Origin of the sequence: Pectobacterium nicotianae (genome assembly GCF_023272715.1) — a bacterium.
Taxonomy (GTDB): Bacteria; Pseudomonadota; Gammaproteobacteria; order Enterobacterales; family Enterobacteriaceae; genus Pectobacterium; species Pectobacterium brasiliense.
This window is the reverse complement of record NZ_CP096821.1, coordinates 3,025,988-3,038,824: the sequence shown is the minus strand read 5'-3', so window position 1 is coordinate 3,038,824 and position 12,837 is coordinate 3,025,988. Positions and strand designations below refer to the sequence as shown.

Below are 12,837 nucleotides of genomic sequence, written 5' to 3'. Positions count from 1 at the left end.
AACCGCTTTAATATTCCTTCCTCTCACCGGGGGCGACAATAGCCCCCTATGAAAACTCAATCTGTTTTTTGGCAACCGGCGCTGCAACGTTCTGGCGACATCGTCGAAGGAACGGCAGATATCATGCAGGCGATTCATATCATCCTGCGGACACCCTGCGGCAGCGACCCACATCGGCCTGACTTTGGTAGCAATCTACATCTGTATCTCGATTATCCGATCGATCGTGCGATCCCGCATGTCGTCAGGGAATCGGTAGACGCGATCAAACGATGGGAACCTCGCTGCCAGCTACTGGCGGTTAAACCTTCTGTGAATGGTGCTCACCTGACGCTGCACGTTAGCTGGAAAACCGCTAATGGCGCGACACAGACCACGGAGTTGTTATGGCGCTGACAGAACCCAATTTTATTGAACGCGATGCGGCGAAGATTACCGCCGAAATGATCGCGAAATATGAAGCTGATTCGGGGAAAACACTCTATCCAGCGCAGGCCGAACGCCTGCTGATTAACCTCTTTGCCTACCGGGAAACCTTATTGCGTAGTGCGGTCCAGGAAGCCGCCAAGCAGAACCTGGTTGCGTTTGCGCGTGCACCGATGCTGGATTATCTGGCAGAACTGGTCGGCGTCTACCGTTTGGCGGCGCAGCCGGCACGTGCAGAGCTTCGCTTTACTCCTGAAACGCCGCTAGTCAGCGATCTGCTGATTCCTGCGGGCACTCGCGTTAGTGCGTCGGACAGCGTGATTTTCACCACCGACAGCGACGCGTTGCTGAGAATGAACGGTAGCGGCGTCACCGTGTTGGCGACCTGTACCGAAAGTGGTGATGTGGGTAATGACTGGCTGCCTGCCCAGATCAGTACGCTGCTGGATGAGATTGGCGACAGCGATTTAAGCGTCATCAATATCACTAAAAGCAGCGGCGGTTCCGCCGAGGAAGATGACGATCGCCTGCGTGAACGTGTTCAGCTGGCACCGGAATCGTTCAGTACGGCGGGATCGAAGCTGGCGTATCGCTTCCATGCGATGCGGGCACACCAAAACATTGTCGATGTGGCGGTGATGTCACCCGAACCGGGTGAAGTGGTGCTGTATCCGTTGCTCAGCACTGGCCTGCCGGACAGTAGCATACTCTCGCTGGTAGAAAGTTTTTGCTCCGACGAGCAGGTGCGTCCACTGACGGATTTTGTTTCCGCCAAATCACCCACGCAGGTGGATTACGCCATCAGCGCCAAATTGACGCTGTTTAACGGCGAACAGGCTGCTGTCGTTCAAACTGCCGCAGAAAAAGCAGTGCAGGCCTGGGTGGAAACCCGTACTGCCACGTTGGGGCGCGATATTGTCCCAAGCCAGATTATCGCCACGTTATCCATCCCCGGCGTATATCAAGTGGAGCTCGTTTCGCCGTCATTGATGGTGCTTGATGACAGTGAATGGGCGAACTGTACGGGCATCAATGTCAGTGTCGTCGGAGTGTCGAATGGCTGATTCACTACAACTGCTGCCACCGCCGTTGGCGGCTGACGCCAGCTTTCGTTCGCTGGCGGAATTGGCCGACCGCTTTGATGACATCGATCTGAATGCTTTGTTGGTTTATCTGATCGATATCACTGACGGCAGCGTGTTGCCCTGGCTGGCAGAGCAGTTCTCGTTGTTTGGCGACGGCTGGGAACTGGCGGAGTCGGATGATTCCAAACGTGCGCTGATCAAGGCCGCTATCGATCTGCATCGCAGCAAAGGTACGCCCTGGAGCATTAAAGAGATCATCCGCCGATTTGGCTTCGGTGACAGCACGCTGATCGAGAATATTGGCCGCCTGAGCTACGACGGCGAAACCACCTACAACAACCTGTATGTGTACGGCGACAAAGCGGCATGGGCAGTTTATCGCGTGCTGCTAAAACAACCCATTACCAACGATCAGGCCAGCATGCTGCGCAATGCCATTGGGATGCTTGCCCCGGCGCGATGTCATCTGGCCAGCATCGAATATTGGGCAGTGCCTATCCGCTATAACCGGACAGCAACATACGACAGTAACTACAATCATGGGAGCGCTTGAACATGGCGAATTTGTCAGAGAACCCACAATGGGTTGACGGCATTTACCAAATCGAAACGTCAGATCCGGTCGCAGGTGGACCGGACGGCGTTTCAAACCGACAGGCTAAAGAATTGGCCAGTCGTACCAGCTACTTGAAAAAAGAGCAGGAAAAAACGGGCAGCGATCTGGCGACACACGCCGCCGCCTCTGATCCGCATACGCAATATGCACCGAAGGAGAATCCCTCCTTCACCGGTACACCGAAAGCGCCAACGCCTGCAACTGACAGCAATAGTCAGCAGATCGCGACGACGGCATTTGTGCGCTCGGCCGGTGCGACGAAACTGGCGAAAGACCAAAACGGTGCGGATATTCAGGATCGAGAGCTATTTAACCGCAATCTGGGTTCATCGCGTGCATACAGCTCCTCGATCTCCATCGGAGGAAGTGCCGGTTTATGGACAACAGCCGAGTTTATTGGCTGGTTAGAAAGTCAGGGCGCCTTTGTTCATGCTTATTGGGTGTGTCGTGGTTCGTGGTCGTACTCCCACAATAAAATCATCTCTGATACGGAGTGTGGTCAGATACCACTGGCTGGCTCTGTTGTTGAGGTTATGGGACAAAACGGTGCCACGACAATCAGGGTGACAACACCTTCAACAACGCCAGCTGGGCTTAGCGATTCAGCGAATGCACAATTTACTTATGTCTATAACGGGTTTGATTATTCTCCCGGTTGGAGACGTGATTACAATACGAAGAATAAACCGACAGCAGCCGATATTGGTGCGTTATCAGAGAAGGCGGTTGCTCAGGCGGCGGCAAAGTTGGCGACTCCGCGTACGATCAACGGGGTACCGTTTGACGGCACGGCTAATATCACACTGACCCCCGCAAACCTCGGTTTGGGTAACGTGATGAACAAAGGGGAATTTGGGTGGGGGGGAAAGGCGATCCCGTTACCATTTAATTCAAAAATTATTGATTACTTTAAGGTGGATACACCGTCGGGACTGTATTGGTGTAATACCACTATTGCAGACCGTCCACCTGAATTTAGTGACTGTTTGTTGCTTTGGTCAGTTATTCAGCATAATGATTTTTATGGGACATTGATTGCGATATCCTTTACGCCTATTGGAGATGATAATCGCGTTCGTACTGCAACAATTAATACGATTCATGGCCTATGGGGAGAGTGGCAATATAACTGGGCTGGTTCTAAAAAAGGTGGGGTGGCGAATGCATTAGGCGTTACCCTTTCAAAACCATCAAATATTAATGAGTATCTACATCAATTATCTCAACAACAAGAAATGGGCAGTCGTGCTCTTATTGATGGCAGTTGGAAAACCCATATATCAGTGCGACACTTAGGAGGGGTTCCTGAAAATGGTGATAAAAACAATGGTTTATATGGGATGGCTATTGTTGAAGAAAATATGTTGTCGAATTCATATGATATATCGATATACAAACAAAATAATGGTGCATGGCTGAAACCCGTAAAAATTTATCACTCCGATAATAAACCTACAGCATCGGATATTGGGGCTATAACAAAATCAGATGCTGATATTAATTATGTTCGTCAGGGTTCATTGGGCGTTATTTATAAAAACGATGACCTTGCATGGAATAGTCCTACGGGCGCCTACTTAAAAGATAATGGAGGAGATACCTCTCTTATCTGGCATATGGGACTAAATACTGGTTCTGCATCAGCAGCCCAATTTCATTTCGGCTATTCAAATAGTGGTTTGATGTATCGAAGTTCCCGTGATAATAGCGGATTTGAAAAACCATGGGCACGTATTTATAGCGATCAGGATAAACCTACGGCGGCTGAGATTGGGGCATTATCTCTCAATGAATTTGTTGGTATCCCTATGCCCTGGCCACAGATAACCGCTCCTTCTGGTTGGTTAAAATGTAGTGGGCAAACATTTGATAAAAGTATCTATCCACTTTTAGCACAAGCTTATCCCGCAGGGATATTGCCCGATCTTCGTGGTGAATTTATCCGCGGTTGGGATGATGGACGAGGCGTGGATACTGATCGCAAATTGATGAGTTCACAATCTGCATTTATACCACCTATTCCTGCTGTGGGATGGGGAAGAAATGGTGTCATCCCTGGAGCGATAGAGGCTGGACGCTTAATGGTTGGGTCAGGGAGTTGGGAGATAGAGGAAAGATTGGAGTCATTGAATGGCGCGGGAAATGATATGAATCTCACTGGAGATACCCATCCCCGAAATATCGCATTTAACTACATCGTGAGAGCAGCATAATGAAAAATTATTCTATTGAAGTGAAAGCAGCAAAAATGAATGAATCAGGCTTTAGCGCTCAGGCTGGTTGGATTACTGTTTATCAAGTTCATCCAGTCAGTCGAGAATATATCGGTGCTAATTATGAGTATTTGCCTGTTGGCGTCGGTATTCCTGCTGATAGTTATATTGATGTTCCAGAAATCCCTCCTGCTGATTTGGCATTGCGCCGTTCTAATAATGGCTTGAAATGGGAGCATGTACTGGATTATCGCGATCAGAGCGTTTACAGCAAAGAAACTCGTCAGGCACAGGTGGTTACACAGTTAGGCGAGCTGCCAGATAACATGACGCTATTAAAACCGGCGACGGAATTTGACAAGTGGGATGGAAACACATGGGTCACTGATGCTGAAGCACAACGTGCAGCAGCAGTCAAAATAGCCCAGCAGGAACTGGCATCGCGTAAAACTGTTGCATCATCACGCATTAATGAACTGACGTATGCAATTAATTTAGATATTGCGACAGACGAGGAGAAAACAGCGTTGCTAGAGTGGAAGAAATACGTTGTATTGCTCAGTCGCATTGATATTTATTCAGTGGGTATTAGTTGGCCAAACTCGCCAAATCTATAACTTACCTGTTATCGATATTTATTAAATTCGGAAGAAAATATATAACCTTGATTATAATTATGCGAGCGCTTAGGAATGGCTAATTTATCAGAGAACCCACAATGGGTTGACGGCATTTATCAAATCGAAACGTCAGATCCGGTCGCAGGTGGACCGGACGGCGTTTCAAACCGACAGGCTAAAGAGTTAGCCAGTCGTACCAGCTATTTGAAAAAAGAACAGGAAAAAACGGGCAGCGATCTGGCGACACACGTCGCCACCGCCGATCCGCATACGCAATATGCACCGAAGGCGAATCCCACCTTCACCGGCACGCCGAAAGCGCCAACACCTGCAACTGACAGCAATAGTCAGCAGGTGGCGACGACGGCATTTGTGCGCTCGGCCAGCGCGACGAAACTGGCGAAAGACCAAAACGGTGCGGATATTCAGGATAGAGAACTATTTAACCGTAACCTGGGTTCATCGCGTGCATACAGCTCCTCGATCCCCATTGGCGGCAGTGCCGGTTTATGGACAACAGCCGAGTTTATTGGCTGGTTAGAAAGTCAGGGCGCCTTTGTTCATGCTTATTGGGTGTGTCGTGGTTCGTGGTCGTACTCCCACAATAAAATCATCTCTGATACGGAGTGTGGTCAGATACCACTGGCTGGCTCTGTTGTTGAGGTTATGGGGCAAAACGGTGCCACGACAATCAGGGTGACAACACCTTCAACAACGCCAGTTGGGCTTAGCGATTCAGCGAATGCACAATTTACTTATATCTATAACGGGTTTGATTATTCTCCCGGTTGGAGACGTGATTACAATACGAAGAATAAACCGACAGCAGCCGATATTGGTGCGTTATCAGAGAAGGCGGTTGCTCAGGCGGCGGCAAAGTTGGCGACTCCGCGTACGATCAACGGGGTACCGTTTGACGGCACGGCTAATATCACACTGACCCCCGCAAACCTCGGTTTGACTGAGACGGTTAATCTTGCTGCTGGTGCATTACCAAAAACCGGCGGCGTTATGTCAGGTGGCGTTCGTTTAGGCGGTAATCTTGACCTGCCTCTGGAAAAACGCATTACAGGCGTTTTCCCGGATAATACCTATCGTGAAATGCTCTGGCTTGCATCTGATAATTCTATTCAGGTGGGTGATGTAAATAGTGAAGTTGCTCTTAGAACGAAAGGCTCACTCAATATTTTAGTTAAGGATAAATGGCACCAGGGATACCACACAGGGTTTAAACCGACTGCAGCTGAAGTGGGTGCTATAACAAAAACTGATGCCGATAATACTTATGTTCACCAAGGCTCATCAGGTGTTGTCTATCCGGACAGCGATCTTGCCTGGAATAGCCCGACAGGTGCCTACCTGAAAGATAATGGAGGCTATTCATCTCTTATCTGGCATATGGGATTAAATACTGGTTCTGCATCTTCAGCCCAATTTCATTTCGGTTATTCGAATAGTGGTTTGATGTATCGGAGTTCCCGTGATAATAGCGGATTTGAAAAACCATGGGCGCGTATTTATAGCGATCAGGATAAACCGACGGCTGCTGAGATTGGGGCATTACCTGTTGCTGGAACTGCAGTTGCGGCAAATAAATTGGCGACACCACGAAAAATTAATGGTGTTGAGTTTGATGGCACAACGGACATTAACTTGAACCTTGGCCTCAAGTTGAAGGCATTAGGTCAATACTCCCCAATGAATGCTGTTGGTGTTGAATTCACCGCAGTGAATGCAAACACATTGCGTTGCTACATTACGCGTCAAGACCAAGGGTATTATGTCGAACTGGGGGTGACAAAGATGGTTTTGGTTGATGCAACCCTTACTGATGTGATCAGTGCGCCATATGTTCGTCGCCGCCTAGCTGGAAGTTTCCCTGTAACAAAGATCACAATGGATAGTGGCCTTAATGCGTCTAATGGTATGTGGGAAATTAATTATCCTAATCACGGGGTTGCTGTTGGTGCAAAAAAATCTTTCTATATTATGGGATTGGTTTACCGTGAAGTGGGGATGCGTGCGATTGGACAGGTTGCTGAGATTGATGGGTTGTACTATCAGATGAATGTGGAGCTAGATACACCAGTTTCAAACCTTCGTGCCCCGATTATTGCTCATGCTGAGTCTGAATTAAGCTCATATTTTGCAATTCCTATTCAAGTCTACGGCCGTAAGAATTTTGTTAACCAGCGGTTTGGCTCCATTGCACATGCGGATTTTCTTGATAACAGCCATATCTCGGTTTGTGTGTCAGACAACAACACGGACGGTATTATCATTTCTTCGATGGTTACTGTCATGGTTTACGACGTCTGATGGTGTTTAAACTGGATAACGTCAGAAGCAGACAATAACGCCTGATATTGTCATGTGTTTTTCAGTATGCATAACAACACAGACAATTAATTTATCGCGCAGGATGTGCCGCATTTATCGTGCGGTGCATCAACTGGCCAAACAGAGGCGCGATAGCAATTTCCTTTGCGTCAGAATCACCAGAACCCCACCAAACATGTTATTTTCATTGATAAGTTCTTTACTGTGTCGCCGACAATAAGAGGCCAGCATGGATTACACCAAAATTATCAAAGAAGTGGGGCGCGGGAAAAATCATGCGCGTGATGTCGATCAGGCAACGGCTTATGAACTGTATAGCGCGATGCTGCGCGGTGACGTGCCGGAGCTGGAGCTCGGTGGGCTGCTGATTGCGTTTCGCATCAAAGGCGAATCGGAAGCCGAGATGTTGGGTTTTTATCAGGCGATGAATGAGCATGTGTTGCGCCTGACCCCGCCTGCGGGCTTCCCTATGCCCATCGTGGTTCCCAGCTATAATGGGGCGCGGAAGCAGGCAAACCTGACGCCACTGTTGGCACTGCTGTTGGCAAAACTGGGTTTTCCGGTCGTGGTTCACGGCGTCAGCGACGATCCGACCCGTGTTACCAGCGCCGAAATTTTGCGTAATCTTGGCGTGACGATTGCGGAGAATGCCGAGCAGGCGCAGCAGGAGCTTGATAACGGCAGCCCGGTCTTTATCCCTGTCTCGACATTATGTCCGGCCATCGATCGCCAGTTACAACTGCGCTGGCGGATGGGGGTGCGTAACAGTAGCCACACGCTGGCTAAGGTGGCGACGCCGTTTGGTGAAAGCGACGCGCTGCGCGTTGCCAGCGTTTCCCATCCTGAATATGTTTCCCGCGTGGGGACGTTTTTTAATGACATCAACGGGCGTGCACTTCTGATGCACGGCACGGAAGGGGAGGTTTATGCCAACCCGCAGCGCTGCCCAGAAATTCATTTTATTCATCAGCAAAATACCAAAGTGCTGCAGCTTCGGCAGGAGATCAGCGTCGCACCCGATGCATTGCCGATTGCTAAGGATGCCGCAACCACGGCGCGCTGGACGGTACAGTGCCTGACGGGTGAAATTGCCATCCCGCAGGCGATCCGTCTGCAGCTGGCGTGCTGTCTGGTTGCTGCCGGCGAAGCGGCGACAATGGAACAGGCTGTCGCCACGATTAAGAAACGCCTTGGCTGATTGGTTTGCCGGAGCGGATTCGGACGCGGTTTACCGCGCCACTTCACGCAGCCAGGCGGCTGCCATTTGAAGAGAGAAGGAATAGCATGCAACAGGTAGCGGACTATTTTAACGCCTTGAATCGCGACTATCTTGCGGTTCATCAGGCGAAAGAAGAACTGTTTTGGCAACTGTATATGGGAACGGGCAACGATGACGTGTCCGAGCATTTCTCCGCCGCAGAAAGTGCGTATAAGCGTTTTATTTCGCAGCCGCAGCGTCTGGCTGAGCTAAGAACCCATCTTGCGACACTGGAAAACAGTCCTCGTGATGAGCAACAGCAGGCGCTGTCGCACGGTTTGCAAGGCTGGTATCGGTTTTTCGACTGCAATGTGATTGAAGATCCGCAGGCTCAGGCGCTGATGGATGAGATTATCACCGCCGAAAGTGCGTTATACGCCAAGCGTAAATCCTATGAAATGACGCATCTGGATGCCAAAGGTGAGCGTGTTTCCGCCTCGCTCGGAGAACTGCTGACCAACCAGACGACCAATGATACCGAAGCTTATCGTCAAAGTTCCCAACAGGCGCTGCGCGATCTCGAACAGTGGCTGTTGCAGAATGGCTTCCCTGAGCTGATTTCACTGCGTAACCGTTTTGCCCGTCAGATGGGCTACCGCAACTATTTTGACTATAAGGTCAACAAGACGGAGCGGATGACGCCTGAGCAGCTTTTTGCCATCCTCGATCCTTTTGAAGAACAAACGCGTGAAGCGAATACTCGCAGCCTGAAAAATCTGGTGGATGAAAAGGGCGAAGAGGCTCTGCAGCCGTGGAATATTCGCTATGCCAGCGCGGGCGATGTGACGCGCCAGCTCGATCCCTATTTCCCTTTCTCCGCGTCGCTGGAGCGTTGGATCAACAGCTTTAAGCGTCTGCGTATTGGGTTTAACGGTGCAGAAATGCAGCTCGATTTGCTGGTGCGCAAAGGTAAATACGAGAACGGCTTTATGCATGGCCCGGTGCCGCCGTTTGTGCAGGAAGGAAAATGGGTTCCGGCACGGATTAATTTCACCAGTCTGGCAAAGCCGGATCAAATTGGCAGCGGTGCCAGCGGCATTAATACGCTGTTTCATGAAGGTGGGCACGCCGCGCATTTTGCCAATATTCGGCAGAACGCCCCCTGCTTTTCGCAAGAGTTCCCGCCAACCTCAATGGCTTATGCAGAAACGCAGTCCATGTTTTGCGACAGCCTGCTGGGCGATGCCGACTGGTTAAAACGCTATGCAAAAAATGCGCAGGGAGAGACGGTCCCTGATGAATTAATCCGTGCGGACATTAGCACGCAACAGCCAATGCGAGCCTTTAGTGAGCGACACATCCTGCTGGTGCCGTATTTTGAGTGGCAACTCTATTCGTGGGACGACGAAGCGCGTACACCAGAAGCGATGACGAAACTGGCGCGCGACACCGAGCAGCGTATTTTGGGTATTAGCGGTAGCCCACGCCCGACGCTGGCGATCCCTCATCTGCTGTCTATGGAGTCGGCGTGTTCTTATCAGGGATACCTGCTGGCATTGATGGCGGTGGAGCAGACGCGCAGCTATTTCCTGCAACGTGACGGTTATCTGACGGATAACCCGGCTATCGGCCCTGATTTGGCACAACACTATTGGCATCCGGGCAATAGCGTAAGTCATGACGATACGCTGCGTAGCCTGACCGGTGAGGGCTTCAACCCCGCTTATCTGGCGCAGGCCTGTAATCTGACGGTTGATGAAGCCTGGCAACAGGCAGAAGGAATGATGGCGAAGGCGGCAGCTCGTCCTCAGCCTGCTGCAGATTTCGATCTGTCTGCGCGTATTCGCGTGGTCGATGGTAGCCGCGTGCTGGCGGATAATGAACAGAGCGATGAGAAGATGTGCCAGGATTTTGCGGCGTTTATTGAACGAGAATATCCGCGTTCGCAGGCATAACGTTCGCTGGCATCACAAGTAAGAGAAAGGGGGCGAAAGCCCCCTTGTTGATCAAGATACGTGTTGCAGGAATTCACGCAGACGGTCGCTGGGTGGATTCGTAATCAGCGTTTCCGGGTCGCCATCTTCTGCGATGCGGCCTTTATCAATAAAGATCAGACGTGAAGCCACTTTATGGGCAAAGCCCACTTCGTGAGTGACGATGACCATCGTCATGCCTTCTTCGGCCAGATCTTTCATGACGGTCAGCACTTCATGACGCAGTTCCGGGTCGAGTGCCGATGTCGGCTCATCAAACAGCATCAGCTTTGGTTTAACCGCTAACGCACGGGCGATAGCGACACGCTGCTGTTGACCGCCGGAAAGCTCGGAAGGGTAATGATGCGCGCGTTCTGACAGACCCACTTTCGCCAGTAATTCCAGCGCCAGCTTCTCGGCATCGGCTTTACTCGCGCCGCGAACCCGAATAGGGCCGAACGCGACGTTTTCCAGCGCGGTAAGATGCGGGAACAGATAAAACTGCTGGAATACCATCCCGGCTTCCTGACGAATTAAACGCTCGTCAACGCGCGGATCGTTTACTTTCAGGCCATCAACAACCAATTCGCCGCTGGTAATTTCTTCCAGCTTGTTGATGCAGCGCAGCAGCGTGGATTTACCCGAACCCGAAGGCCCGATGATGACCACAACTTCACCCTGACCGATGGTGAGATCGATATTGTGTAAGACCTGTGTCTTGCCAAAGTGTTTGGATACGTTTTTAAATTCAATCATATAATCTTAAGTCTTCTTTCCAGACGACGCAGAATAAAGCTGAGGATCAGCGTGATGCACAGGTAAATAATGGCAACCGCAGTCCAGATTTCCAGCGCACGGAAGTTGCCCGCGATGATTTCCTGACCTGAACGCGTGAGTTCAGCCACGCCGATGACAATAAACAGTGACGTATCTTTGATGCTGATAATCCACTGGTTACCCAGCGGCGGCAGCATGCGACGCAGGGCGAGTGGGGCAATCACATGGCGTAACGTCGCGCTGCGAGACAGCCCAAGCGCCAGACCCGCTTCACGGAAACCGTTATGAATCGACAATACCGAGCCACGAGTGATTTCCGCGATGTAAGCACCAGAGTTAATCATGATGGTGACAACGGCGGCGGCAAAAGGGTCGATGCGTACGGATGTGAAAATCATTGGCAAGGCGAAGTAAATAAACATCACCTGCACAACGATCGGGGTGCCGCGAATAATTTCAATAAAAACGAGCGAAATGCGGCTGGAAAACCAGCCGCCGTAGGCGCGGGCAAAACCCGCGACCACGCCAATCACCAGGCCGCCAAGCAGACCCAGAACAGAAATCAACAACGTCATTTTTGCCCCTTCCATCAGGAGGGGCAGAGAAGGCCAAATGGCGCTCCAGTCAAACTGCATGGAATATCTCCAGATTAAATCGGCAATTACTTAGGTTCTACGCCAAACCACTTCTTGTAGATCTCAGCATAAGTGCCGTTTTCACGCAGTGTTTTCAGGGCGCCATTCACTTTTTCACGCAGCTCGTTGCTGCCTTTCGGGAACGCGATGCCGTATTGCTGGGCTTTAATGGAATCACCTACCGCTTTAAACTGGCCGTTGCCTGCGGTTTTGATGAAGTAGAGAATATTTGGCGTATCGTGCAGCACGGCGTCAGCACGGTTGGTGCCCAGTTCCATATAGGCGTTGTCGATGTTCGGGAACTGGCGCAGATCTTTGGTTTTGATATTGGCTTTCGCGTAATCAACGGAACCGGTGCCGCTCTTCACTGCCAGCACTTTACCTGCCAAATCCTGCTCGCCTTTGATGTCGTTGTTGTCTGCTTTGACCATTACCAGCAGGCCGCTGTTGTAATAGCCGTCAGAGAAATCGATTGCTTTTTTGCGCTCTTCAGTAATCGTAATGCCTGCGAGTGCCAGATCGATGTTACGTGTTTGCAGTGCAGGAATAATGCCGCCGAAGTCCATTGGCTTCAGGGTGTACTTCAGGTTGAGCTGTTTAGCGATAGCATCCCAGAGGTCGATGTCAAAACCGACGTACTTGTCGCCTTGTTTGAATTCAAAAGGGACGAAAGCGGTGTCTGTAGCGACAATCAGTTCTTTCTCAGCAGCATAGCTAGATACGCTCATCATCAGCGTCAGTGCAGCCAAAGAGGCCTTAAGTAGTGATTTCATTAAACCCTTCCTATTAGCAGTTGTGGGAGCTTTTTGTTTTACAGGCGTTTTAAGCATAGTACATCGTACGAAAGTGAAACCTGAGTCAGTTACCCTGCGCTGTGCTTAACCTGTTGCTTTATTTATTACCTTGCTAGCGGTGAAATTTTCACCTCCGATTCGCTCAGGCAAGGCGCTGCTA

At 50.4% G+C, this 12,837-nt stretch carries 11 protein-coding genes; 8 read left to right on the top strand and 3 right to left on the bottom strand.

What is annotated here, in order from left to right; all coding sequences use genetic code 11:
* Positions 1–48 precede the first annotated feature (48 nt).
* The 8 genes from MYB54_RS13590 to MYB54_RS13555 all read left to right on the top strand — a co-directional run bounded on the left by MYB54_RS13590 (position 49) and on the right by MYB54_RS13555 (position 10,453).
* Entirely contained in the window at positions 49–396 is a 348-nt protein-coding gene (locus tag MYB54_RS13590; protein WP_010286901.1) for a GPW/gp25 family protein, read from the top strand.
* On the top strand, positions 387–1,490 hold the full coding sequence (locus MYB54_RS13585; protein WP_014914968.1) for a baseplate assembly protein: 1,104 nt from the start codon (positions 387–389) through the stop codon (positions 1,488–1,490). The genes MYB54_RS13590 and MYB54_RS13585 overlap by 10 nt, the downstream gene beginning before the upstream one ends.
* Positions 1,483–2,064, top strand: coding sequence for a phage tail protein I (locus MYB54_RS13580; RefSeq protein ID WP_014914969.1), 582 nt, complete (start codon positions 1,483–1,485; stop codon positions 2,062–2,064). Before MYB54_RS13585 ends, MYB54_RS13580 begins: the two co-directional genes overlap by 8 nt.
* A 2-nt stretch (positions 2,065–2,066) precedes the next feature.
* Positions 2,067–4,340, top strand: a complete 2,274-nt coding sequence (locus MYB54_RS13575; protein WP_248720894.1) for a phage tail protein — start codon at positions 2,067–2,069, stop codon at positions 4,338–4,340.
* A complete protein-coding gene (locus MYB54_RS13570) occupies positions 4,340–4,957 on the top strand; it encodes a tail fiber assembly protein (protein ID WP_248720893.1) in 618 nt (205 codons plus the stop codon). Before MYB54_RS13575 ends, MYB54_RS13570 begins: the two co-directional genes overlap by 1 nt.
* 75 nt (positions 4,958–5,032) lie before the next feature.
* Positions 5,033–7,279, top strand: coding sequence for a hypothetical protein (locus tag MYB54_RS22100; protein WP_371928243.1), 2,247 nt, complete (start codon positions 5,033–5,035; stop codon positions 7,277–7,279).
* A gap of 250 nt (positions 7,280–7,529) precedes the next feature.
* Positions 7,530–8,498 (top strand): DNA-binding protein YbiB, encoded by a 969-nt coding sequence (gene ybiB / locus MYB54_RS13560; RefSeq protein WP_248720892.1) that lies wholly within the window; start codon positions 7,530–7,532, stop codon positions 8,496–8,498.
* Between the two features lie 86 nt (positions 8,499–8,584).
* Complete coding sequence (locus tag MYB54_RS13555; RefSeq protein ID WP_248720891.1) at positions 8,585–10,453, top strand: M3 family metallopeptidase; 1,869 nt, start codon at positions 8,585–8,587, stop codon at positions 10,451–10,453.
* A gap of 51 nt (positions 10,454–10,504) precedes the next feature.
* Here MYB54_RS13555 and glnQ read toward each other — a convergent pair whose 3' ends face one another.
* Genes glnQ through glnH form a run of 3 tightly spaced genes read right to left on the bottom strand, consistent with a single transcriptional unit; the run spans position 10,505 to position 12,656 of the window.
* Positions 10,505–11,227, bottom strand: a complete 723-nt coding sequence (gene glnQ, locus MYB54_RS13550) for a glutamine ABC transporter ATP-binding protein GlnQ (protein WP_014914973.1) — start codon at positions 11,225–11,227, stop codon at positions 10,505–10,507.
* Entirely contained in the window at positions 11,224–11,883 is a 660-nt protein-coding gene (gene glnP / locus MYB54_RS13545) for a glutamine ABC transporter permease GlnP (RefSeq protein WP_010294864.1), read from the bottom strand. The genes glnQ and glnP overlap by 4 nt, the downstream gene beginning before the upstream one ends.
* A gap of 26 nt (positions 11,884–11,909) precedes the next feature.
* Positions 11,910–12,656, bottom strand: coding sequence for a glutamine ABC transporter substrate-binding protein GlnH (gene glnH / locus MYB54_RS13540; protein WP_010294862.1), 747 nt, complete (start codon positions 12,654–12,656; stop codon positions 11,910–11,912).
* Positions 12,657–12,837: the final 181 nt, after the last annotated feature.